Here is a 21,287-nt window from a genome sequence, read left to right on the forward strand (position 1 = left end):
AGGGTGGGTGACAAAACAAGACCCGCCGCGTCACCCACCCCGCTGGATCAGCGGTGCGTGACGAAACCTGACCAGCCGTGTCCCTCTACGGCGCTGGTTCGGAGGGCGTGACGAGAACTGATCGGTCGGATGCCTCGCGCCCACTGGTTCGGAGGGTGTGACGACAACTGATCGGCTGGATGCCTCATGTCCGCTGGATCAGAGGGCGTGGGGGATGCGTTCGAGGATGCCGCCGTCGAAGACGTCGTACAGGCCGAGGGGCTCCAGGTGGACGTAGCCGATGTGACAGTCGCAGGCCGTGGCTGGGCACGCGCGAGGGCGCAGGGCCGCGCGGTACGAGCCGTCGTACAGGTTGCCCAGCACCTCCGGGACGAAGTGGCAGCGGCGGACCGTGCCGTCGCCGTACACCGAGATCACGCTGTCGCCGGTGCGGCAGGGCAGCCCCGCGCTGCGGTGGGGGAAGCGGCTGTAGGAGAAGAGCGGGTCGATCGCCGCCCACTCGGCCGCCTCGGCGTCGGTGTAGAGGCGGCCCTCCTCGGCGTTGACCCACACGTACGTCTCCGGCGGCAGGTCCGCCCGGAGCCGGCGCGCGTGCGGCAGGTGGGCGGGGTCGCCGACGATGCCGACGCTGTGGCGCACCGGAAGCGAGCGCAGCTTCGCCACGAACCGTTCGTACGGCACCTGCGTCGGGTGGTACGTCACCCACAGCGCCGCCCGTTCCGACGCCTCCGACAACCAGTCGGTACGGCAGCTCAGGTTCGTCTGGATCGCGACCTTGGCGACGTGCGGCAACCACGACAGCTCCACGAGCGCGCGGCGGTACCACGACCTGACCAGGCCCTCGCCCCACGGCGTGAACAGGATCGAGATCGGCGACTCCTGAGCCGCCACCCAGCTGGCGAACCGCTCCAGCGCCGCCCGGTCGGCACGCAGCTGCTCGGGCGTGTCACGGCGCTTGGCGAACGGGCAGTAGGCGCAGTCGTAGTCGCAGCTGGCGAGCGGCCCGCGGTAGAGGATGGTCAGCATGCCGCGTACGTCTCCATGAGCCGGCGCACCTCGGGCGAGAAGAGCGCGGGCCCGATCGCGTCGGAGTGGGCGAGCCCCTCAGGGGTGAGCCGCACCGTCTCCTCGGAGACGGTCAGCCACGGGCGGAACTCGCGCAGGGGGAAGTCGTCGAGCACGTCCGTGCCGAACCGGTCGGCGTAGAGCCGCCGCGACATGCCCTCCGCGCGCAGCAATGACTGCAGCAGGTGCCGCCGTCTGCGCTCGTCGGGGGAGAGGACGAAGCCGACGTTCGCCACGTCGAAGTCGTCGCGGGCCACGTAGTCGTCGATGATGGAGCGGACGTGGCGGGCGCCGACGGCGTACTCGAAGGAGTAGTGCAGCCCGCTGGTGTACGACCGAGCCCCGCAGCCGAGGCCGACCATGCCGTCGGTCTGGCAGCAGTGGTCGCCGCCGGCCGCGCCGGAGCCGGGCAGGCGGAACATGCGCATGGAGACCTGCTCGTAGCCGGCCCCCAGCAGGTGGTCGCGGCCCAGCCGGTAGAGCTCCAGCCGCTGGTCGTCCCACGCCCGGCCCTGCTTGCCGAGCCCGGTCAGCGGCCGGACGTACAGCGGGTACAGGTACAGCTCCTCGGGGCGCCAGCCGAGGGCCGTGTCGAGCGAGTACAGCCACGAGCTCGGGGTCTGGCCGTCGATGCCGTAGATCAGGTCGATGTTGAGCACCGGCACGCCGCAGTCCCTGATCGCATCGAGCGCCGCGTCCACCTCGGCGCGCTTCTGCGGGCGCACGGCCGCGCGGGCCTCGGCGTCCACGAAGCTCTGCACGCCGATCGAGACCCGCGACGTGCCGCGCCCGGCCAGCACGGACAGGCGGTCGGGGGTGGCGGTGGCCGGGGACGTCTCCACCGACAGCGGGATGCGCGCGAGGTCGACGCCCATCGCCCGCTCCGTCAGGTCGAACAGCCGCTCCAGCTCGCCGGCGCTGAGGTAGGTCGGCGTGCCGCCGCCGAAGGCCGCCGTGGTGAAGGCGGTCTCCTCCAGCGCGTCGCGTACCTGCCGCGCCTGGCGTTCGAGGGTGTCGAGGTAGGCCGCGACCAGCTCCTCCGGCGCGCCCGTCCGGGTGAACAGGTTGCAGAAACCGCAGCGCATCTCGCAGAACGGGATGTGCACGTACAGCGCCCCGGGGTGTTCGCCGGCCCAGACCTCCTTGAGATGCGGGCGCGGGTCGAGCGGCCGGTAGGCGGTCTTGTGGGGATAGGCGTAGACGTAACCCTCATACGGCCGCATGGTGCTCCAGGAGAAAGTGGGTGTAGGGGACCGTCCAGACGACCTCGTGGCCGATCCGGTGGCCGACGTGACCGTCCTCGCCGTACGCGGTGCCGTGGTCGGAACAGACGATCACCAGGCACGGGCGGCGGCGGGACATCAGCGCGTAGAGCCGGCTGATGTGCCGGTCGACGTGGCGCAGGGCGGCCGCGTGGCTCTCCAGCGAGTCGCCGGAGGCCCCGGGCAGGTAGAAGTGGTTGGGCTGGTGCAGCGCCGAGACGTTGACGAACAGGAACACCGGCTCGCGGCGGTCGCGCAGCACCTCGGCGGCACGGTCGATCTGGCGCTCCAGCGAGGCGGGGTTCGTCACGCCGAACTCGGGCGCCCAGTGGCTCTCGGCGAACAGGCCGGGCAGCGCCGAGCCGAGCGGTGTCAGTTTGTTGAAGAAGCCCACGCCGCCGATGCAGACCGTGTGGTAGCCGGCCTGCGCGAGCCCCGCGGGCAGGTCGGGGGCGTCGAAGACCCACGTGTCTTCGGCCGTGGTCTCGCTGCCGGGGAACGTGGCCGCGAAGAGCCGGGGGTGCGGCCCCGGGGTGACCGGGGTGGGCAGGAAGCCGGCGAACATGGCGGCGTGGGCGGCGTAGGTGAAGCTGCCGGGGCTGTGCCGGCGCTCCCAGCGCACGCCCGGCGGGAGCAGGCCGGTCAGCTCGCCGGCCTCGGCCAGCGCGGCGGCCACGTCGTAGCGCAGCGTGTCGAGCGTGACCAGGAGGATGTCGTGGCTGCCGACGATCTCACGCATGTTCACGGAGGACCGCCTCGACCTGCTCGTCGTACGTACTCCGGTCATTTCCGGAAAGATCCCCCAAGCCTGGCAGCAGGTCGCCGAACGCGTTCACCTCGGCCACCGCCACCGACCGCCAGTCGGCCCCCACCATCACGTCGACCCCGGTCGCCACGCTGCGCGGGAAGCAGGCGGCGGCCTGGGCGCACACCTCGGTCAACCGCTCCCACAGCGCGGCCCGCGACCGCACCGCACCGAGATCGCCGCGCGCGCCGCCGAGGTGCAGGTTGGTCATGGGCGTGCGGCTGGTGCGCGCCACGGCGTGCGTCGGCGTGCCGGCCACGGTGACCACCCGCAGGTCGAACGCCCGCCCGCCGAGCGACGCCTTCGGAAACCAGCGCTCGACGTGCAGCCCGTCGGGCGCCAGACGGTCGACCAGCCGCCGCAGCTCCGCCTCGTCGGTCACGGTGCGAACCCGCAACGAGTTGCAGAGCGTCGCGCCGACCCAGGTGGCCGACGTGACGGCGTGCACCCGCCCGCCGTGGGCGTGCAGCGCGATCACCCCGGACGCCGACGAGCCGTGGGCCGGCTTCACGAACACCCGCGCCCAGCGCCGCCCCGCCATGCCCTCGCGCAGATCGGCGTACGACACCGCCTCGAACGCGTCGGGCACCGGCACCCCGGCCGCCGCCAGCACCGCGTGGCAGCGGCGCTTGTCGAACATCGTCAAGATCTCCCCGGTGTCTCCCAGCACGCGCACCCCCGCAAGCGCCGACACCCGCTCCAGGCCGGCGGCGAACCCCTTGAACCAGGCCGCGCTCCCGCCGACCCGCGCCGGGTCGCCGGGCCCCCGCAGCAGCGCGTCGACCTCGGCGTCCTCGCCCGGCGAATCGATCCGCACCAGGGCTCCCGCGGGCGCGCCGATCTCCCGCCCGGCCAGCACGTCCCGCCACGAGATCACGTACGGCTCCGCCAGACCCCGCGCGAGCACCGCCTCCCGGAACAGCGCCACCCGCCGATCCCCGGGCACCCCCACCACGGCGAAGCGCACCATCACTCGCTCACCGCCACGTACAGCCAGTCGTCGTCGCGGGGCTGAGCATCCCCGAGGTCGACGGCCACGCCGGGAAGCCCCTGCCGCAGGCGGGCCGTCAGCGTCTCGCTGAGGAAATGGTGGCGCAGGTCGAGCGCGCGCAGGTGACTCAGCGGCTGACCGCTGAGCAGCGCTTCGGCGCCCCGATCGGTGAGAGTCCCCATGCCCAGGCTGAGCTCTTCGAGCCTGGCGACCACGGGGGCGGCGGCCACGGCGGCGGCGATGTCGTCCTGGATCGGGCTGTCGCGCAGACCGAGCCGCTTGAGCGCGGGCAGGCCGGCGCCGGAGAGGATGCCGTCGAGGTCGGCGACCGTGGAGTCGCCGCCGTATTGGTCGACGCCGAGCCACAGCTCCAGGTGCTGCAGGCTCGGCAGGGCGGACGCGCCGACGGCCCTGACGACCTCACCGGGCAGCCCGCCCGTCTCGAAGCGGAGGACCTTCAGGTGCCGGTGGGTGACGGGCCGCATCGTCAGCCCTTCGGAACCGCGTACGTCGAGCCGCTCCAGCCTCGGGTACGCCTCCAGCAGCGGTGTGATGTCGCCCTGCCGGATCCAGGAGATCTCCCAGTGCTCGGGCTCGACGAACCCGAGGAACACCGACCGCAGCGCCGGGAGGCGATCGGCGTGCTCCGCGAGCAGCCGGGGCGCGTTGGTCGCGCCGAAACCGGTGATCACGAGAGCCTGGACCTCGGCGCCGTTCACGGTCCGCAGCAGCTTGTCGAGCCCGTCGGGCAGAGCGGATCCGGGCGCGTCGTGGCCGATCTCCGTCTCGTCGCACAGGGCCCAGGCGACGCGGCCGGGATCGGCCACCGGCTGGATGTCGTACGGCACCGGAAGGCCGGCGAACCTCTCCCGGTGGGAGCCCCCCATGTCATGGCGGTAGACCGCGTCTTGCGAGAGGAACGTCTCGCCGGGATCGCGAGGATCGGCCGGCGTCTCCCCGGAGAACTCCTCGTCGAAGTCGTCCATCACTCGCTCACCGCGACGTAGCGCCACTCGCCGTCCGGCTTCTGCCGGTCGTCGAGGATGACCCGCGCCCCGGGCAGCGCCTCGGGCAGCCGGCGCGTCATCTCGTCGCTCAGGTAGTGGTGGCTGAGGTCGAGCGTGTGCAGGTGAGTGAGGGGCTGCCCGCTGAGCAGGGCCTCCGCGCCCGTGTCGGTGAGCACGCCCATCGACAGGTCGAGCGACTCGAGCCGGGCCACGATCGGGGCAGCGGCCACGGCGGCGGCGAGGTCGTCCTGCATCTCGCTGTCCTGCAGGCCGAGGTGGCGCAGGCTGGGCAGCCGCGCGCCGCTCAGGATGGCCGCGCAGTCGGGAATCGTGGCGTCGCCGCCGTACTCCTCGACGCCGAGCCAGAGCTCCAGATGCTCCAGCGCGGGCAGGTCACACTCGCCGACCGCCCGCACGACGTGGCCCGGCAGGCCGCCCGTCTCGAACCTGAGCACCCGCAGCGAGTCGTGCCGCACCGGCTGGAGCCGCAGCCCGGTGCCGCCGCGCACCTCCAGCCGCTCCAGCTTCGGGAACGCCTCCAGCAGCGGCGTGATGTCGGACTGCTGGATCCAGGAGATCTCCGCCTCCTCCCGCGCGATCGCGCCGAGGAAGAGCGAGCGCAGCGCGGGAAGCCGGTCGCGCTCGGCGGTCAGGCGGGCGACGATCGGCCCGCTGTCGGACTCGTAGCACTCCTCCCACTCGCCGACCACGATGGCCTGGACCTTCTCCGTCTCCACGTGCTCGAAGAACCAGTCGAGGCCCTCGGCGACGTGGTCGGGCGCGTCGTCCTGCCATTCGCTCGCCCACAGCCGCCAGGCTGCGGCATCGGCCCGCGGCTGCGGCTCCTCCTCGGAGAAGGGAACGGACGCCACCGGCAGCCCGGCGTAGTCGTCGACGTGGTCGTCATGGGGGTAACTCACGGGGTGGTCCTCGTGTCGGGGGGATTCGATGTGAGCACCTGTCCTACCAGATGTCCCCGACACTTCCCCCCAGACCGTCGACTGGAGACTTGGCTCCCCGCGCCGGCCCGGGCTTGACCCGTCAGCCCGGCGGGACCACCAGGCGGGGAACTCTTACTTGAGGTGCACGCCGGTGAGCGCTTCGACCGTTTCGGGAAGATGCCTGACCGTTCCGCTGAGCCCGCTGACGCTGTTGAGCGTGGAACCGACCGGGTCCCGCCGCGGTGCTGGAGCGGGTGCCGGGGCAGGTGCGGGCGCGTACGCAGGAGCGGGAGCGTATGCCGGGGCGGGAGCGTACGCGGGCGCGGGCGCGGGCGCGGGAGCGTACGCGGGGGCCGGGGCGTACGCCGGTGGGGGAGCGTACGCCGGCGGGGGAGCGGCGAGGGCGGGAGCGGAGAGCGCGAGGGGCGTCAGCGCGCCCGCGGCCAGGACACTGGCCACCCGGGCAGAGATCTTCATGGGCACCTCCAAAGATTTACGGAACGTAGTCAAATCATTACTCTATGAGATCGACCCGCTCCGTGCCATCCCCCGCGACCGGCTTCCCGGCCGGAGGCGCCCATCACTCCGACACCGCCACGTACGTCCATTCGCCCGGCTCGAACCGCGCCTCCTCCAGGTCGACCTCCACGCCGGGCAGCGCCTGCCGCACGCGGGCCATCATCTCCTCGCCGAGGTAGTGATGGCGCAGGTCGAGCCGGCGCAGGTGGGTGAGCGGCTGCCCGCTGAGCAGCGCTTCGGCGCCCCGGTCGGTGAGCGCCCCCATGCCCAGGCTGAGCTCCTCCAGCCGGGTCACCACGGGGGCGGCCGCCACGGCGGCGGCGATGTCGTCCTGGATGGGGCTGTCACGCAGGCCGAGCCGCCTGAGCGCGGGCGTTCCCACCCCCGACAGGACGCCCTCCAGGTCGGCGACCGTCGCCCCGCCGCCGTACTCCTCGACGCCGAGCCACAGCTCCAGGTGCTCGAGCGCGGGGAACGTGCTCGCCCCGAGGGCTCTGACCACCTCGGGCGGCAGGCCGCCGGTCTCGAAGCGCAGCACCCTGAGGTGGTCGTGGGCGAACGGCCGCAGTTCCAGCCCTTGTGACCCGCGCACCTCCAGCCGCTCCAGCCGCGGGTACGCCTCCAGCAGCGGTGTGATGTCGCCCTGCCCGATCCAGGAGATCTCCCACTGCTCCGCCTCGGCGAGCCCCAGGAACACCGACCGCAGCCCGGGCAGCCGGTCGGCGTAAGCCGCCAGCACCCCGGGCGCGTGGGACGCGCCGTAACCGCTGATCGCCAGGGCCCGCACGAGGGCGGGGTCGTGCCGCGTCAGCAGGGCCTCCAGCCCGCCAGGCAGGTCCGACTCCGCCTCGCCCTCGATGACGTCGGGTTCGTCGTAGAGCAGCCAGGCGACCTTGTCGGGGGCGTCGACGGACTCGCTGAGGAACGTGACCGGGAGACCGGCGAAATGGTCGCGGTGCCCGCCCAAACTGCCGCCGGTGATCTCGGGCAGGAACGTCTCGCCCGGGTCGTTCGTCACTCGCTCACCGCCACGTACGCCCAGGCGCCGTCCCCGGCGTCGTCGCGTCGGTCGGTCAGCACGACCTCGGTCTCCGGCAGGGCCGCCGTCAGGCGGGCCACCATCGCCTCGCTCAGGAAGTGGTGGTCGAGGTCGAGCGTGCTCAGCTGGGTGAGGGGCTGGCCGCTGAGCAGCGCCTCCGCGCCCGGATCGCCGAACGAGCCCATCGCCAGGCTGAGCGACTCCAGCCGGGCCATGACCGGGGCGTGGGCCAGGCCGGCGGCGAGTTCGTCGGCGAAGGGGCAGTTGCGCAGACCCAGGTGGCGCAGGCTCGGCAGCCGTGCGCCGTTCATGATCGCCGCGCAGTCCGCCGCCGTGCAGGTGCCGCCCTGGTCCTCGATGCCGATCCAGAGCTCCAGATGCTCCAGGGCGGGCAGGTCGCACTCGCCGACCGCCCGCACCACCTCGGCCGGCATGCCGGCGCTCTCGACCCTCAGCGTCCGCAACGCTTCGTGTCGCACCGGCCGCAGCCGCAGCCCGTCGGCCCCGCGCACCTCCAGCCGTTCCAGCTTCGGGAACGCCTCCAGCAGCGGCGTGACGTCGTCCTGCTGGATCCAGGAGATCTCGCAGTGCTCCGACGTCATCGCGCCGACGAACAGAGAACGCAGCTCGGGCAGCCGGCCGGCGTTGCCGGTCAGCCACTCGTTGATCTCGTCGCACGGCCCGCTCAGGGGGTCGTCCCATTCGCCGATCACGATGGCCGTGACCTTCGCGGTGTCGACGTGCCGGAAGAACCACTCGAAACCGTCGGCGAGACAGCCCTCCAACTCGCTGAAACGCCACGCGACGGCCCCCGGATCGGGCCCCGGCCCCGCCTCCTCAGGCAGGGGGACGGTGACCACCGGCAGGCCCGCGTAGCCGGCGGTGTAGTCGTCCCAATGGCTGTTGACGCTCCAGCGTTGGGTCATGGGGGTGATTCCTCAGGAGTCGGGGGATGATCGGCCGCCCCTGTCCTACCAGACCCACCCTCACCGCCGCCGTTGATCTTGGAGAACGCGCCCACGGCTTGTGGCGGTCGCGTGCATCGGTGAGCACGACTCGGTCTCCAGCAGCGCGGCCGTCAGGCGGACGAAGCGCTGGCCGGCCTGATGACGCCATGCGGCCGACAATCTGAACCGAGAGCCGGGGCGGCAGCAGAGCGTTTCTACGGCTGCTCAGCCACCGCCGCCCGGAAGGTCGGGCAGCGAGCGAAGTCTTCGTGCTTGCAGCTGAGGACGGCGTCGAGGAGGTGCACGGAGGACTCCAGCTCGGCGATGCGTCGCTTCAGGTCGGCACGCTGCTGCCGGAGCATGGCCTGACGGTCGGTGGGATCACCGGTGGTGAACATCTCACCAAGGGCATCCAGGCTGAATCCGGCCGCCTTCGCCTTGACGATCAACGCGATCCGGTAGAGGTCGTCGGCGCTGTAACGGCGCTCGCCGGTCCGGGTGCGGGCCGGCGCGAGCAGGCCCATCGCCTCCCAGTGCCGCAGCACATGCGCAGCCACGCCGAAGCGGTCGGCCGCCTGGCCAATGCTCAGGGTCTCCTGGTGGCTTGCCTTCATGTCGACATTAAGCCTCAGCCTGAGGTCATGCCGAAAGTAGTGACAATCTCCCACGGGCAACTGCGCGGCACCGTCACCGATGGCGTGGCCGCGTTCTTGGGCGTCCCGTACGCGGCTCCGCCATTCGGCCCGCACCGGTTCCGCCCACCTGCGCCGCCCCAGCCCTGGGACGGCATCCGGAACGCCACCCACTACGGGCCCACCGTCCCCAAGTCGAGCTACGCCGCCCCCCTCGACCGGCTGATGGCCGACCCCACCATCCCGGGCGAAGACTGCCTGAACCTCAACATCTGGACTCCGGACGCCGGTGGCCGCGGCCTGCCGGTGATGGTCTGGATCCACGGCGGGACCTTCCTGGGCGGCTCCGGTGCCCTGGACGTCTACAACGGTGCGGCCTTCGCCCGCGACGGCGTGGTCCTGGTGACGATCAACTACCGGCTCGGCGTGGAAGGCTTCGCCGACCTGCCCGGTGCCCCGCCCAACCGCGGTCTGCTGGACCAGCTCGCGGCGCTGCGCTGGGTGCGCGACAACATCACCGTCTTCGGCGGCGACCCCGACCAGGTGACCGTCTTCGGCGAATCAGCCGGTGGCGTGAGCGTGATCAGCCTGCTGTCGCTGGAACGATCGCAACGTCATGGCCTGTTCTGGCGGGCCATCGCGCAAAGCGGCTTCGGCAACGCCGTCCAAGATCCCGACGATGCGCGCCTGGTCACCCGCGAGCTGGCAGCCCGGCTCGGCGTCGCACCCACCGCCGACGGCTTCGCCAGGCTGTCTCCGGCAGCCATCCTGCCCGTCCAGGCATCCCTGGCCGCCGAGGTCGCCGCACGGCCCGACCCTGATCGGTGGGGCGCCACCACCTCTGCCGCGTCGATGCCGTTCATGCCGGTGCTGGACGGGCGCCTGCTCACCCGGCACCCCGAGCAGGCGATAGCCGACGGCGCCGGAGCCGAGGTGGCGCTGATGGTCGGCTGCACCAGCGAGGAATCCCGGCCGTCCCTGTTCGCCACCGGCCGAGACAGCCTGATCACCTTCGAGGTGGCGTCCTGGGTGCTGACCAGCATGGGCTTGGACCCAGCGCTGATCCAGAGCCATCGGGCGGCCATGCCCGACGCCTCGCCCGCGGACGTGCTGGCCGCTGCTCTGACCGACGGCTATTTCCGCCTGCCCGCGCTGCGGATCGCCCACGCCCACCCTCAGGTCTGGATGTACGAGTTCGCCTGGCGCACTCCCGAGCTCGACATGGGCGCCGGCCACGCCCTGGAGCTCGGTTTCGTCTTCGACAACCCGCGAAGCCCCGACATGGCCGCGCTGGTGGGGGCCAACCCGCCACAATCCCTGGCCACGGCCATGCACGACGCCTGGGTGGACTTCGCCGCCCACGGCGATCCGGGCTGGCCTCGCTTCACCCCGCACAGCCGTACCGTCAAGCTCTTCGACGGCACCGACAACCCGGTGGCAAGCTCCTCCCCCACCAGTCAGGCAGCCGCCGGGACGGCCCGGCCGTCAGGGACGGGCATCGGTTGATGGTCCGGTATCGCGCTCGGGCCAGGCACGGTCGGTCGAGTCCATGACGCTCGTTGCCGGCTGAGCGAAGGAGCGGAGAAGGGATCCGCGTGAGGTCAGGCGGCAGAGCGTCGGCGACGGCTCGTTTCCTCGGGCGGGCGGCTGAAGAGCGGGTCGTCGGCGACGGTGGCCTGGCCGTCGCCGAGGAACCACACGACCAGCGGCACCGTGATCCGCCGCAGCTCCACCCCGGTGGTCCTCAGGTGTTCCTCTCCACCACGTAGTAGGTCTTGCGGTGGAAGCCGGTCACCGTGGCGCCCTCCTCCATGAGGCGGCCCAGCACGTCGCGTACGGCGTGCCGCCACGCCTTGGCGGCGCCGGCGTCCACCACGCGCAGCCGCTCGATGTCCTCGGGGACCGCGACCAGCACCACGCGCCCGTCGGTACGGCCCTCGACCGGGCGGTCGCCGTCGTCGCCCAGCCCGACCACGGCGTCCTCCGGCACCGCCGGCAGGTACGGCACCCGCCGGACGGCTGCCTCGACCCGCGGATCGGTCAGCGGCCACACGGCCAGGATGCGGTCGGACTCGTCGCCGTGGTTGATGGCGTCGGCCAGCACGCCGTAGAAGTTCGGCAGGTACTCCGCCGGCCGTGCGCCCAGCTTGGCCAGGTTGAAGTGCGCGTTGCGGCGGACCAGCGGGTCGTAGGTCCAGGTGATGCGGGAGATCCCGCGGTCCAGCGCCCACAACCGCTGGTGCAGCTTCAGCTCGAAGCCGATGCCGCGTCCCGCCGCCGCGCCCGTGTTCTGCGAGTGCAGGGTGGAGTCCTGCCCGAAGAAGCCCACCGACGCCCCGACCATCCGGTCGCCGTCGAAGGCGCCGGAGACGTAGTTGCCCGCGTGGGTCAGCGCCCGCATCAGCCCGGCGCTGATCGGCCGGCTGTCCGGCTCGAACCCCCAGATCCGCTCGAACAACGCGTCGACCTGCTCGAACTCCTCGTTCGCATGGAGTTCCCTGATCATGGCCGAGACGTCATGGTCGAGTGGCCGAACCCGGTGGTCCCCGACACGTGCAGGCGGTCGCCGTCGACGGCCGTCCTGGCGTACCCGATCTGTTCCTCGAAGGTCGATCCGCTGAGGATCGCGCGTCGCTCCGTCACCCGACGAACGCTAGGAGGACCAGGGGTGATACGTCCAATACGCGCTGGACGATGAGTTGATATCCGCGGACGTATGGCCCGGTCTGATCATCCCTCGACGGCGTCACGCGGTTGCGGCCGGAGGAGCAGGTCTGCCCGCGAGGTCACTCGGTGACGGTCTTGGGGCTGGGCGTCTTGACGGACACCTTGGCGCCCCAGCCGGTGTAGCGCGTGTCGACGATGGCGGTGCTGCCCTCGAAGTCTTCGTAGCCTTCCGAGACGCCCTTGGCCGTGTACGAGCTCCACAGCCTGCTGACCAGCCCGGCCGAGCTGAGCGTCAGCTTGTAGGAGACCTCTGTGTCCGAGGCCCAGGAGCGCAGGTCCGAGCGGGAGAACCAGGCCGACACCTTGCGAAGTTCCCCGAAGGTGATGGTGCCGGTGACGGTGTTCCCGCTCTTGCCGCCCTTCTTGAGCAGCGCCGACAGCGTGGTGGGCTCGGTGGGGTCGAGGACGTGGTCGTACTCGCTGGGCATGCCGCCGCCGCCGGGCACCTCGAGCCAGGTCTTGCCCTTGGGCAGTTCTCCGGCGAGCGCGCCGGAGTAGTACGTGGCCTTGCCGTTGTAGATGACGCGGTCCTTCTCCTCATCCCACGCGCTGCTGGCGATGTCGTAGGCGGCCAGGCCCTTCTTCCCGAACTGCAGGACGCCCTTCGTGTCGTACGCCTGCGAGGTCTCCACGCCGTCGGACCAGTTGGCGATTTCGGTGTACCGGACGCCGTGGCCGGGGATGAGCGTGGACTTCAGCACGCGCACCGGGTCCTTGGGTGCGGCCTGGGCGGGGGCCGTGCCCACCAGGAAGGCGCCGCAGACGACTAAGACAGAGATCGTTTTCCTCATGCCGGCTGATCATGCCGCAAATCGGATCACGGCGCGGCCACGACAGCCGCGCGCCGTTCATGACGGCCGCGCAGTGGCGGCCGGTGGCCGTTGGAGAACGCGGCATCATTCGCCCACGGCGACGTAGTCCCAGGAGGGGTCCGTGGCGCGGTCGCGTGCGTCGGTGAGGACGACGTCGGTCTCCGGCAGCGCGGCCGTCAGGCGGGCGGTCATGGCCTCGCTCAGATAGTGGTGGTCGAGGTGGAGCATGCGCAGATGGGTGAGGGGCTGGCCGCTGAGCAGCGCCTCGGCTCCGGCGTCGCCCAGCGAGCCCATCGACAGGCTGAGCGACTCCAGCCGGGCGACGACGGGGGCGTGGGCCAGGTCGGCGGCGAGTTCGTCGGTGAAGGGGCAGTTGCGCAGGCCGAGATGGCGCAGGCTGGGCAGCCGGGCGCCGCTCAGGATGGCCGCGCAGTCGGCGGGCGTGGAGTCGCCGCCCTGGTGATCGATGCCGAACCAGAGCTCCAGGTGCTCAAGGGCGGGCAGGTCGCACTCGCCCGTCCCCCGCACCACCTCGGCCGGCAGGCCGGCGCCCTCGTACCTGAGGATCCGCAGCGACTCGTGCCGCATCGGCCGCAGCTTCAGCCCCTGAGATCCGCGCACCTCCAGGCGTTCCAGCTTCGGGAACGCCTCCAGCAGCGGCGTGATGTCGTCATGTTGGATCCACGAGAGCTCGCAGTGCTCGAACGTCATCGCGCCGAGGAACAGCGAGCGCAGCGCGCGCAGCCGGTCGGCGTTGCGGATGAGCGGCTCGACGACCTCCATGCCGGACCAGTCGGAGGCTCGATGGCCGGGGGCCCAGGGGCTCCTCTCTTACCAGACCCGTCCGACACTCGGGTTCACTCCAGGGCGTCGGCGAGCAGACCGAGCAGCGGCTCGCGGCGGACGCAGCGGTCCAGCAGGAACGAGTCCGCCAGCGCGATCAGCTGGTGGTCGCTCAGCCCGCGGAACAACGCCGCGTACTCCGGCAGCAGCGCCTGCGCGATCAGAATGTGCCTGATCAGGTCGTCGGTCTGGTAGCGGGCGCCCCACGGATACGGGTCCCACGCCGGGCATTCGCGCTCGACCAGCGCGTGCAACGGGGCCAGCACGTCGGCCGTCTCCTCCATGGTCGATCCCCACCGGTCCGCCCCGAGCCGCCGCTTCTTCGCCACGAACCCGCCGAACCTGTCCATGTACGCCCCGGACGCGTACACCAGCCCCTGCAACCCCACGTCCTTGTACGTCCACAACGACCAGCCCGCGCCGTGGGCGTCGTAGATCGCGAGCTGGTCGCGCAGCAGCCGGCGACGCTGCCGGTCAGCCTCCGGGTCGCCGGTGTAGACGGGCCCGAACTCACCCACCCACAGCGGCGTGCCCGTCTCGCGCTGGAATTGGGACCGCTTGCGGAACGTCCGCTCCAGCGCGTCGCGGTCGCACCACTCACCGCGGGTGCGGCCCGGGTAGGGGCCGCCGTGGGCGAATCCGGCCACGGCGTAGTCATGCAGCACGAACACCGTGTTTTCATACACCTCCCGAAATATCGAGAAGTCGGTGGCGTACGTGTTGCCGTCCAGGAACAGGATGTGGTGCGGGTCGGCCGCCCTGATCGCCTTCACCAGCCGGTCGTAGAACGGGCCGATCACCTTGCCCGACACGTCACCCGGCTCGTTGACCGGGTTGTATCCGGCCACCCACGGATGGTCGCGGTAGTGGTCGGCGACGGCCTCCCACAGGTGCACCGCCCGGTCCTGGAAGTGCCGGTGCTGCCAGAACGCCGCCACATGCGTCGGGTTGTCGGAATGCCAGTGCTGGTTCTGCGCGCCGGGCAGCGCGTGCAGGTCGATCACGCTGTAGAGGCCGTGCTCGCCCAGCACGTCGACCACCCGGTCGAGGTGGCGGAAACCGGCCGGGTCGATCTCCATCGGCCGCTCGTCCGACTCCCAGTGGCGGTAGTTGACCGGGATCCGCACGCAGTTCATGCCGAGCCCGGCCAGCAGGGCCGCGTCCTTCTCCGTGAAGAACGAGCACAGCAGCCGGTCGAAGAACAGCTCGGCCCGCTCCTCACCCAGCTCCGCGCGTACGGCCTGGCGCATGGAGCTCTCGTTCGCCGGGAAACCGGTGACGAAGTTCTCCATGTTCATCCAGCCGCCGAGCCCGACGCCCCGCAGACGTACCGGGGCGCCGTCGTCGCCGACCAACGTGGTTCCTGACACGTGCAGCATGACTCAACCCTTCGTGGCGCCCGCGGTCAGGCCGCCGACGAGATGGCGTTCCGCGATGGCGTAGAAGCCGAGCGCCGGCACCATGGCCAGGATCAGGTAGGCCAGGATGCGGGCGGTGTCGGAGGCGTACTGGCCCTGGAACTGCTGGATGCCCAGCGGCAGCGTCCAGCTGGTCTCCTGACTGAAGACCACCAGCGGCAGCATGAAGTTGTTCCAGCTCCCCACGATGGCCAGCACCGAGACGGTCGCGATGGCCGGCCGCGCCATCGGCAGCAGAATCCGCCAGAAGAACCCGAACGGCGTGCACCCGTCGATCGTCGCCGCCTCCTCGATCTCCCCGGGGATGCTGCGGAAGAAGCCGCGCAGGATGATGATCGTCAGCGGCAGCCCGAACGCCGCCTGCGTGAGGATCACCCCGAGCGGGTTGTCCAGCAGCCCGAACGTGCGCAGCAGCACGAAGATCGGCAGGATGGCCACCGCGAACGGGAACATCAGCCCGGCCGTGAACAACGTGAAGAACAGCTCCCTGCCGCGGAAGGCGAACCGGGCGAACACGAACGCCGCCAGCGCCGACAGCGCCACCGTCAGCACGGTCGTGACGACGGCGATGAACGTGCTGTTCCACAACTGCAGCCAGAACGACCCCGAGGCCAGCACGTCGGTGTAGTTGGCCGTCACCCATGTGCCGGGCAGGCCGAACGGATTCCCGGACAGCTCGCTGTTGTCCTTGAACCCGCCGAGCAGCGCGTACACCACCGGCACGATGATGAACGCGCCCACCACCAGGGCGATCGCGTGCAGCGGCAGGGTGGTGCGCCTCGGGGACACCTTCTTCGTGGCGCGGCTCATCGCCGGCCTCCCATCGAGGTGGTCGCGCCCTCCAGGTCCCGCCGCATGACGAGACGCTGGTAGAACAGCGCGAAGACGAGACTGAGGACGAACATCACGACGCTGATCGCGCTGGCGTAACCCACCTGGGAGCGCTTGAAACCCCAGTCCATCATGGTCACGGCCATCGTCTCCGAGGCGTGCGAGGGGCCGCCGCCGGTGAGGATCCACACCAGGTCGAACAGCTGGATGGTGTAGATGACCGACAGGAAGACACTGATCCGGATCGTCGGGCCGAGCAGCGGCAGCGTGACGTACCGGAACGTCTTCCAGCCTGTCGCCCCGTCGATCTGCGCGGCCTCGACGAGCTCGTCCGGGATGTTCTGCCGGCCGGCCAGATAGATCATCATGTGGAAGCCGAAGTACTTCCACGTCATCACCAGGAAGAGCGACGGCAGCACCGTGTCGGTGTCGGCCAGCCACTCCGACTCCCACCCGAACACCGACAGCACCTGGTTCGCCATCCCCGAGCCGGGGCTGAGGATGAGCGAGAACAGCACGCCCGTGATGACCTCCGACAGCACGTACGGCGCGAAGAACACCATCCGGTAGATCGCTCGCCCGCGCATGCGCTGGTGCAGCAGCATCGCCACGGCCAGCGAGAACGGCAGCTGCACGAAGATCGACAGCGCGACCAGCACCACCAGGTGCCACATGTCCTGGACGAAGATCTCGCTGCTGAACAGCCGGGTGAAGTTGTCCAGTCCGATGAAGTCGGTCGGCAGCCCGCCGAACCCGTTCCACCGGAACAGGCTGGAGTACGCGGCCACCACCATGGGCGCCACGACCAGCATCAGGAAGAGCACGATGGCGGGCAGCAGGAAGAGGGCGATGGTCACCCAGCGTCCCCGTCGCCGGGCAGCAGGGGGAGGGGCCGGAAGCCTGACTGCCTCCGGCCCTTTCGTGAGCGTCGTCATCCTTCGCTCTTGGCCACTTCGGTGATGTCCTGAGCGACCTCTTCCGGTGTCTTCGTGCCGCCGATCAGCTCGGCGACGCTGTCGTTGACCTGCTGGCCCACGGCCGGCGGGTAGGCCTGGTCGAGGTAGAGCTGGTAGCCGGTGGCACCGGCCAGCATCGTGGCGACCTGCTTGAGGTTCGGGTCCTCGACCGCGTTCTCCTCGCCCTTGAGCACCGGCAGCACGCCGCCGGCCTCGACGGCCTTGGAGTGGTTCTCCATCGCGGTCATGTACTTGACGAACTCCACGGCCTGCGGGGGAGCGTCCGTGCCCACGGCGAGCCCGCCTCCGCCGCCGAACGCGTCACCGGCCGAGCCCTTGCCGCCCTCCACCGCGGGGAACGGGAAGAAGCCGAGGTCCTCGCCGAGCCCCTTGCCCGCGTCGGCCTGCGTGGCCGGCGCCCACTGGCCCATCAGCTCCATGGCGGCCTGGCCGTTGCCCATCGTGGCGGCCTGGCCGTCGGGGGTGCCGTAGCCGGCGCCGAGGAAACCCTTCTGGAACGGCTGCAGGTCGGCCAGCGCCTTCAGTTGCTGACCGGCGGCCACGAAGTCGGGCTTGTTGAAGTCGTTGTCGACGGCGGCCTGCTTGAGCGCGTCCAGACCGGCGATGCGCATGGCGAGATAGGCCCAGTAGTAGTGGCCGGGCCACTTCTCCTTGCCGGCGAGCGCGATCGGGGTGATGCCGGCCGCCTTGAGCTTCTTGACGTCCTCCAGGAACGCCGACCACGTGGCGGGCGGCTCCGTGATTCCGGCCTGCTGGAAAAGTTTCTTGTTGTACCAGAAACCCACCACGCCGATGTCGGTCGGCAGACCGTACGTCTTGCCGTCGAACTGGTACGCGCTCAGCGCCGCCGGGGTGAAGTTCGGCAGGACGTCGGCGACGTCGGCCGAGATGTCCTTGACCAGGCCGGCTTCGATCTGCTGCTGGAGCACGCCGCCGCCCCACGTGGCGAACAGGTCGGGGGCCTGGCCGGACTGAGTGATCGTGGTGAGTTTGGCCTTGTAGGCGTCGTTCTCCAGGACGGTGGCCTTGATGGTGACGTTCGGGTTCTGGGCCATGAACTCCTTGGCGCGCTGGTCCCAGAGCGACTTGAGCGGCTCCGCCGTCGACAGGTGCCACCACTCGAGCGTGACCTGTCCGGGGGAGCCGTCCGTGCCCTCCTGTTGTGCGCTCCCGCCGGCCCCACCACAGCCGGCGACGAGTACGGCGGCCGCGATGAGCACCAGACTGCGTTTCATCGGGGTCCCTTCCTCAGGCGGATGAAAGTTTCGTGAAACCCCCGATAATTTCGATGTCTGGATCGTAAGTAACAGTATGTGAAGCGTCAACACCTCGTATGCGAGCGATCCAAACCGAAACTTTCGGCTAGACTCCGAATTTGTGTCAGGCAAGAGGCGGGTCACGATCGCACTGATCGCCGAGGAGGCCGGGGTTTCCATCCCGACGGTCTCGAAAGTCATCAACGGGCGTCCCGAAGTCGCGCCGGCGACCCGCCATCGGGTGGAGAGGCTGCTGCAGGAGCACGGCTACCAGCGGCGCGTCAGTCAGGACGACACCCCCGCCGGCCTGGTCGACCTGGTCTTCGCCGAGATCGAGTCACCGTGGGCGATGGAGATCGTCCGCGGCGCGGAGAGCGCGGCCCACGACGCCGGCGCCAGCGTCGTCATCTCGGTCCTGCACACCCACGCCGGCCCGGGCCGCGACTGGCTCGAACGCCTGGCGGCGCGGCGTACCGACGGCGTCGTGATCGTCGCCTCCCGGCTGTCGACCGGCATCCAGGCGCAGCTCAGTGCCCGCTCGCTGCCGTTCGCGGTGGTCGACCCGGAGGGCGAGCCCGCGCCGGGCGTCGTCTCGGTGGGCGCCACCAACTGGAACGGCGGCCTGGCCGCCACCCGCCACCTGCTGGAGCTCGGCCACCACCGGATCGGCATGATCAGCGGCCCGGCCGACATGCTCTGCAGCCAGGCGCGCATCGACGGCTACCGCGCGGCGCTGGAGACCGCCGGGTTGCCGGTGGTGCCCGAGCTGATCAAGCGTGGCACGTTCCTCGTCGACTCCGGTCACGACCAGGGGCACGCGCTGCTGTCGCTGCCCGAGCCGCCCACCGCGATCTTCGCCGGCAGCGACCTGATGGCCTTCGGCGTGTTCGAGGCCGCCCGGCAGCGCGGGCTGCGGGTGCCGGAAGACCTGAGCGTGGTCGGCTTCGACGACCTGCCGCTGGCCAAGTCGGCCTGGCCGCCGCTGACGACCGTACGCCAGCCGCTCCAGGAGATGGCCGCCCTCGCCACCCGCACGGTGCTGGCCATGGGCCACGGCGAGGTCCCCGAGACCAAACGCGTCGAACTCGCCACCGAGCTCATCGTCCGCGAGAGCACGGCCCGCCCCTCCTAGCCGGGCGCTTTCTCGCACGTACGCACCTGTGTCGATCTACGGCTGTACATTCGAATGCCGAAAATGACGGTGCTGCGGCCGGCGGTGAAGAGGCGCCTGTGGAGGAACGTTCCAAGGCCGGGTGGCAGTTCTCCACCACTCCTGAAGGCGCACCCCGGTTCCCCTGTCACCTGACGCGTTCGGCTTCGACGGGAAGGCCGTGGGTCTGCGAACCTCTGGCGAGCCGCCGACGACCGAGTAAGGCACGACTCGCGTAGCGCGGTCCGGTCACGGTGACGGGGCGGGTGCGTCGTCGAGTGGTCGCGGTGCGGAGGCGGCGAGGGCTCTCGTGGAGGCCGACGTCAGCGTGAGCGCGCAGCCGATCAGCACCACTCCTGCCACGATCATCAGCCATCGGTAGTCGACGACGGCGACGAGCGCGGCGCCGGCCGCGATGGAGGCCGTCTGCGGCACGGTCATGGCGACGTCGGTGGCCGCGGCGGTACGTCCCTGCAGCCTGGCGGGCGTGAGCCGCTGCCGGGTGGTCACCAGCGCGACGATCAGCCACGGGACCGCCACCCCGCACGCGAACATGGCCGTCAACGCGAAGGCGAGCAGCGGAGCGCCGATCAGGTCGGCCGCCATCGCGACGCCGGCCGCGCCGACCAGCGCGAGTGAGGTCGCGACCACCGCCGCGGGCCCCAGCCGGCGCAGCATCGAGGCTGCCGTCAGGCCGCCCAGCACGCTGCCGGCCCCCTGCACGGTCACCAGCACCCCGAAGAACGCGGCCTCCTTGCCCAGACCCTTGTCCACGAGTTCGAACAGGGCCGTGTCGAAGAAGCCGACGACGCCGAACGCCGCGGCGCTCACCATCACCATGCGCCACAGCAGCGGGATGCTCCGCAGGTGGACCAGTCCGGCGGTCGTCTCCTGCCACCAGTCGTGCCGCGCCTGGCGCGGTTCCGGCGCGGATTCGCGTACCCGGATGGTCAGCAGCGCGAGCGCCGTGAGGACCAGGCAGGCGGCCACGCCCACGGCGAGCGCGCCGCCGCCCCACGCGGCGTACAGGGCGCTGCCCGCGATCGGGGACAGGACGCGCAGCCCCTGGTCGACGGTGGTCAGGAGGCCGTTGGCCGTGTCGAGCTGCCCGGCGGGCAGCATGTCGCGGACCAGGCCGGTCTGGGCGGCGGAGTTGACCAGGCCGAGGGTGCCGAAGGCGAACGCCACGACGTACAGCAGCCACAACCGGTCGGGCGCCTGGACGAGCAGGAGCGTCGTGGCGGCCGCGGCGGCGGCGAGATTCGCCCAGACGAGGAGGGGTCTGCGGTTGACCCGGTCGGCGAGCAGGCCGATGAGCGGGGAGAGCGTGACCGGGGCGGCCACCGCGAGGAAGACCAGACCGGCGGCGCTGCTGCTGCCCGACAGGTCCTTGGCCCATACCCCGAGGGTGAGTAACAGCGCGCTGTCGGCGAAGTTGCCGATCGTCCAGCCGCCCAGCAGCCTTCGGAACGGCGGGCTGGCGAGTGCGCCCTTCATCGCTGGTCCGTGTGCGGCGTGAGATAGGTGGTGTGGAACAGCCGGACCGGCCGCCCGTCGGCCGGGCGCGTCTCCGGCTTGCGCCAGCGTTCGACGTACGGGTCGATGAGCCGGGAGACGGCCTTCTGGAGCTGTTCCGCCTCGTCCGGCGTCAGCCAGACGGTGGCACCGCCGGTCGACACCTTGCCTTTCCACTCCTGCGGCACCGCCGCCACTCCCGCGGCCTTCATGCGCGCGTACTCCCAGTCCAGATACGCCTGGTTGAGGGCGGTCGCGGCGGCCCGGCCGTCCTCGTCCGGCTGCTCGGTGTCCCAGAAGTGTTCGATGTCGACGAGCCGCCAGGGCCGGTCGCGCGCGGTCTTGCCGGGGACGCGTTCGATGTATCCGAACTTCGCCAGGACGCGCAGGTGGAAGGAGCAGTTGGAGGGGTTTTCGTCGAGAAGCTCGCCGAGCCGGGTCGCCGTCGCGGTGCCTTCGATGGCCAGCGACTCCAGGAGCTGGATGCGGAGGGGGTGCGCGATGGCCCGCATCGCCTTCGGGTCCTTGATCTTCACCTGGTTGAGCGTAC

General features: G+C 70.8%; 23 protein-coding genes. 2 read left to right on the forward strand and 21 right to left on the reverse strand.

Annotation, left to right across the window (positions count from 1 at the left end; all coding sequences use genetic code 11):
* Positions 1-198: 198 nt before the first annotated feature.
* From ACIBP6_RS36195 to ACIBP6_RS36240, 10 genes are all read right to left on the reverse strand, one after another.
* Complete coding sequence (locus ACIBP6_RS36195; RefSeq protein WP_397058332.1) at positions 199-1,026, reverse strand: STM4011 family radical SAM protein; 828 nt, start codon at positions 1,024-1,026, stop codon at positions 199-201.
* A complete protein-coding gene (locus ACIBP6_RS36200; protein WP_397058334.1) occupies positions 1,020-2,288 on the reverse strand; it encodes an STM4012 family radical SAM protein in 1,269 nt (422 codons plus the stop codon). Before ACIBP6_RS36200 ends, ACIBP6_RS36195 begins: the two co-directional genes overlap by 7 nt.
* Positions 2,275-3,066, reverse strand: coding sequence for an STM4013/SEN3800 family hydrolase (locus ACIBP6_RS36205; RefSeq protein WP_397058335.1), 792 nt, complete (start codon positions 3,064-3,066; stop codon positions 2,275-2,277). Before ACIBP6_RS36205 ends, ACIBP6_RS36200 begins: the two co-directional genes overlap by 14 nt.
* The gene (locus ACIBP6_RS36210; RefSeq protein WP_397058337.1) at positions 3,059-4,102 is read right to left on the reverse strand and encodes an STM4014 family protein; all 1,044 of its coding nucleotides are present in this window, start codon (positions 4,100-4,102) and stop codon (positions 3,059-3,061) included. Before ACIBP6_RS36210 ends, ACIBP6_RS36205 begins: the two co-directional genes overlap by 8 nt.
* Positions 4,102-5,109, reverse strand: coding sequence for an STM4015 family protein (locus ACIBP6_RS36215; protein ID WP_397058339.1), 1,008 nt, complete (start codon positions 5,107-5,109; stop codon positions 4,102-4,104). Before ACIBP6_RS36215 ends, ACIBP6_RS36210 begins: the two co-directional genes overlap by 1 nt.
* Positions 5,109-6,050, reverse strand: a complete 942-nt coding sequence (locus ACIBP6_RS36220; protein ID WP_397058341.1) for an STM4015 family protein — start codon at positions 6,048-6,050, stop codon at positions 5,109-5,111. Before ACIBP6_RS36220 ends, ACIBP6_RS36215 begins: the two co-directional genes overlap by 1 nt.
* A gap of 153 nt (positions 6,051-6,203) precedes the next feature.
* Positions 6,204-6,548, reverse strand: coding sequence for a hypothetical protein (locus ACIBP6_RS36225; protein WP_397058343.1), 345 nt, complete (start codon positions 6,546-6,548; stop codon positions 6,204-6,206).
* Positions 6,549-6,651: 103 nt separating this feature from the next.
* Positions 6,652-7,608: an STM4015 family protein gene (locus ACIBP6_RS36230; RefSeq protein WP_397058344.1), complete on the reverse strand. Its 957-nt coding sequence runs from the start codon at positions 7,606-7,608 to the stop codon at positions 6,652-6,654.
* Positions 7,605-8,555 (reverse strand): STM4015 family protein, encoded by a 951-nt coding sequence (locus ACIBP6_RS36235; protein ID WP_397058346.1) that lies wholly within the window; start codon positions 8,553-8,555, stop codon positions 7,605-7,607. Before ACIBP6_RS36235 ends, ACIBP6_RS36230 begins: the two co-directional genes overlap by 4 nt.
* A gap of 236 nt (positions 8,556-8,791) precedes the next feature.
* Entirely contained in the window at positions 8,792-9,190 is a 399-nt protein-coding gene (locus ACIBP6_RS36240) for a helix-turn-helix domain-containing protein (protein WP_132621123.1), read from the reverse strand.
* Between the two features lie 27 nt (positions 9,191-9,217).
* Between ACIBP6_RS36240 and ACIBP6_RS36245 the strand changes: the two genes are divergently transcribed.
* The gene (locus ACIBP6_RS36245) at positions 9,218-10,714 is read left to right on the forward strand and encodes a carboxylesterase/lipase family protein (RefSeq protein WP_397058348.1); all 1,497 of its coding nucleotides are present in this window, start codon (positions 9,218-9,220) and stop codon (positions 10,712-10,714) included.
* 95 nt (positions 10,715-10,809) lie between these two features.
* On the opposite strand, the gene ACIBP6_RS36250 is transcribed toward ACIBP6_RS36245, so the two are convergent.
* From ACIBP6_RS36250 to ACIBP6_RS36290, 9 genes are all read right to left on the reverse strand, one after another.
* Positions 10,810-10,941, reverse strand: coding sequence for a hypothetical protein (locus ACIBP6_RS36250; protein ID WP_397058350.1), 132 nt, complete (start codon positions 10,939-10,941; stop codon positions 10,810-10,812).
* 11 nt (positions 10,942-10,952) lie between these two features.
* On the reverse strand, positions 10,953-11,714 hold the full coding sequence (locus tag ACIBP6_RS36255; protein ID WP_397058352.1) for a GNAT family N-acetyltransferase: 762 nt from the start codon (positions 11,712-11,714) through the stop codon (positions 10,953-10,955).
* Positions 11,711-11,851 carry a hypothetical protein gene (locus tag ACIBP6_RS36260; protein ID WP_397058353.1) on the reverse strand — a complete coding sequence of 47 codons (141 nt, stop codon included), beginning with the start codon at positions 11,849-11,851 and terminating at the stop codon, positions 11,711-11,713. Before ACIBP6_RS36260 ends, ACIBP6_RS36255 begins: the two co-directional genes overlap by 4 nt.
* Positions 11,852-11,994: 143 nt before the next feature.
* Positions 11,995-12,726, reverse strand: a complete 732-nt coding sequence (locus ACIBP6_RS36265; protein ID WP_397058355.1) for a hypothetical protein — start codon at positions 12,724-12,726, stop codon at positions 11,995-11,997.
* A 105-nt stretch (positions 12,727-12,831) separates the two neighbouring features.
* Positions 12,832-13,530 carry an STM4015 family protein gene (locus tag ACIBP6_RS36270; RefSeq protein ID WP_397058356.1) on the reverse strand — a complete coding sequence of 233 codons (699 nt, stop codon included), beginning with the start codon at positions 13,528-13,530 and terminating at the stop codon, positions 12,832-12,834.
* Between the two features lie 74 nt (positions 13,531-13,604).
* Complete coding sequence (locus tag ACIBP6_RS36275; RefSeq protein WP_397058358.1) at positions 13,605-14,969, reverse strand: glycoside hydrolase family 5 protein; 1,365 nt, start codon at positions 14,967-14,969, stop codon at positions 13,605-13,607.
* Positions 14,970-14,972: 3 nt separating this feature from the next.
* Positions 14,973-15,818: a carbohydrate ABC transporter permease gene (locus tag ACIBP6_RS36280; protein WP_132621134.1), complete on the reverse strand. Its 846-nt coding sequence runs from the start codon at positions 15,816-15,818 to the stop codon at positions 14,973-14,975.
* Positions 15,815-16,696 (reverse strand): carbohydrate ABC transporter permease, encoded by an 882-nt coding sequence (locus ACIBP6_RS36285; protein ID WP_397058361.1) that lies wholly within the window; start codon positions 16,694-16,696, stop codon positions 15,815-15,817. The genes ACIBP6_RS36280 and ACIBP6_RS36285 overlap by 4 nt, the downstream gene beginning before the upstream one ends.
* 74 nt (positions 16,697-16,770) lie before the next feature.
* Positions 16,771-18,051, reverse strand: coding sequence for an extracellular solute-binding protein (locus ACIBP6_RS36290; RefSeq protein WP_397058363.1), 1,281 nt, complete (start codon positions 18,049-18,051; stop codon positions 16,771-16,773).
* A gap of 142 nt (positions 18,052-18,193) precedes the next feature.
* On the opposite strand from ACIBP6_RS36290, the gene ACIBP6_RS36295 reads away from it, so the two are divergent.
* Complete coding sequence (locus tag ACIBP6_RS36295) at positions 18,194-19,204, forward strand: LacI family DNA-binding transcriptional regulator (RefSeq protein ID WP_397058365.1); 1,011 nt, start codon at positions 18,194-18,196, stop codon at positions 19,202-19,204.
* Between the two features lie 267 nt (positions 19,205-19,471).
* Here the strand turns inward: ACIBP6_RS36295 and ACIBP6_RS36300 are convergent, their stop codons facing one another.
* Entirely contained in the window at positions 19,472-20,719 is a 1,248-nt protein-coding gene (locus ACIBP6_RS36300) for an MFS transporter (protein WP_397058367.1), read from the reverse strand.
* Positions 20,716-21,273, reverse strand: a complete 558-nt coding sequence (locus ACIBP6_RS36305) for a helix-turn-helix domain-containing protein (RefSeq protein WP_397058369.1) — start codon at positions 21,271-21,273, stop codon at positions 20,716-20,718. The genes ACIBP6_RS36300 and ACIBP6_RS36305 overlap by 4 nt, the downstream gene beginning before the upstream one ends.
* Positions 21,274-21,287 lie beyond the last annotated feature (14 nt).

This window comes from Nonomuraea terrae (assembly GCF_044465245.1).
Classification (GTDB): domain Bacteria; phylum Actinomycetota; class Actinomycetes; order Streptosporangiales; family Streptosporangiaceae; genus Nonomuraea; species Nonomuraea terrae.

Bases quoted from the DNA above. Each gene is read 5' to 3' on its own strand.
- ACIBP6_RS36195 (WP_397058332.1), bottom strand. From the start codon at position 1,026: ATGCTGACCATCCTCTACCGCGGGCCGCTCGCCAGCTGCGACTACGAC.
- ACIBP6_RS36200 (WP_397058334.1), bottom strand. From the start codon at position 2,288: ATGCGGCCGTATGAGGGTTACGTCTACGCCTATCCCCACAAGACCGCC.
- ACIBP6_RS36205 (WP_397058335.1), bottom strand. From the start codon at position 3,066: ATGCGTGAGATCGTCGGCAGCCACGACATCCTCCTGGTCACGCTCGAC.
- ACIBP6_RS36210 (WP_397058337.1), bottom strand. From the start codon at position 4,102: ATGGTGCGCTTCGCCGTGGTGGGGGTGCCCGGGGATCGGCGGGTGGCG.
- ACIBP6_RS36215 (WP_397058339.1), bottom strand. From the start codon at position 5,109: ATGGACGACTTCGACGAGGAGTTCTCCGGGGAGACGCCGGCCGATCCT.
- ACIBP6_RS36225 (WP_397058343.1), bottom strand. From the start codon at position 6,548: ATGAAGATCTCTGCCCGGGTGGCCAGTGTCCTGGCCGCGGGCGCGCTG.
- ACIBP6_RS36235 (WP_397058346.1), bottom strand. From the start codon at position 8,555: ATGACCCAACGCTGGAGCGTCAACAGCCATTGGGACGACTACACCGCC.
- ACIBP6_RS36240 (WP_132621123.1), bottom strand. From the start codon at position 9,190: ATGAAGGCAAGCCACCAGGAGACCCTGAGCATTGGCCAGGCGGCCGAC.
- ACIBP6_RS36245 (WP_397058348.1), top strand. From the start codon at position 9,218: ATGCCGAAAGTAGTGACAATCTCCCACGGGCAACTGCGCGGCACCGTC.
- ACIBP6_RS36255 (WP_397058352.1), bottom strand. From the start codon at position 11,714: ATGATCAGGGAACTCCATGCGAACGAGGAGTTCGAGCAGGTCGACGCG.
- ACIBP6_RS36265 (WP_397058355.1), bottom strand. From the start codon at position 12,726: ATGAGGAAAACGATCTCTGTCTTAGTCGTCTGCGGCGCCTTCCTGGTG.
- ACIBP6_RS36270 (WP_397058356.1), bottom strand. From the start codon at position 13,530: ATGGAGGTCGTCGAGCCGCTCATCCGCAACGCCGACCGGCTGCGCGCG.
- ACIBP6_RS36275 (WP_397058358.1), bottom strand. From the start codon at position 14,969: ATGCTGCACGTGTCAGGAACCACGTTGGTCGGCGACGACGGCGCCCCG.
- ACIBP6_RS36280 (WP_132621134.1), bottom strand. From the start codon at position 15,818: ATGAGCCGCGCCACGAAGAAGGTGTCCCCGAGGCGCACCACCCTGCCG.
- ACIBP6_RS36290 (WP_397058363.1), bottom strand. From the start codon at position 18,051: ATGAAACGCAGTCTGGTGCTCATCGCGGCCGCCGTACTCGTCGCCGGC.
- ACIBP6_RS36300 (WP_397058367.1), bottom strand. From the start codon at position 20,719: ATGAAGGGCGCACTCGCCAGCCCGCCGTTCCGAAGGCTGCTGGGCGGC.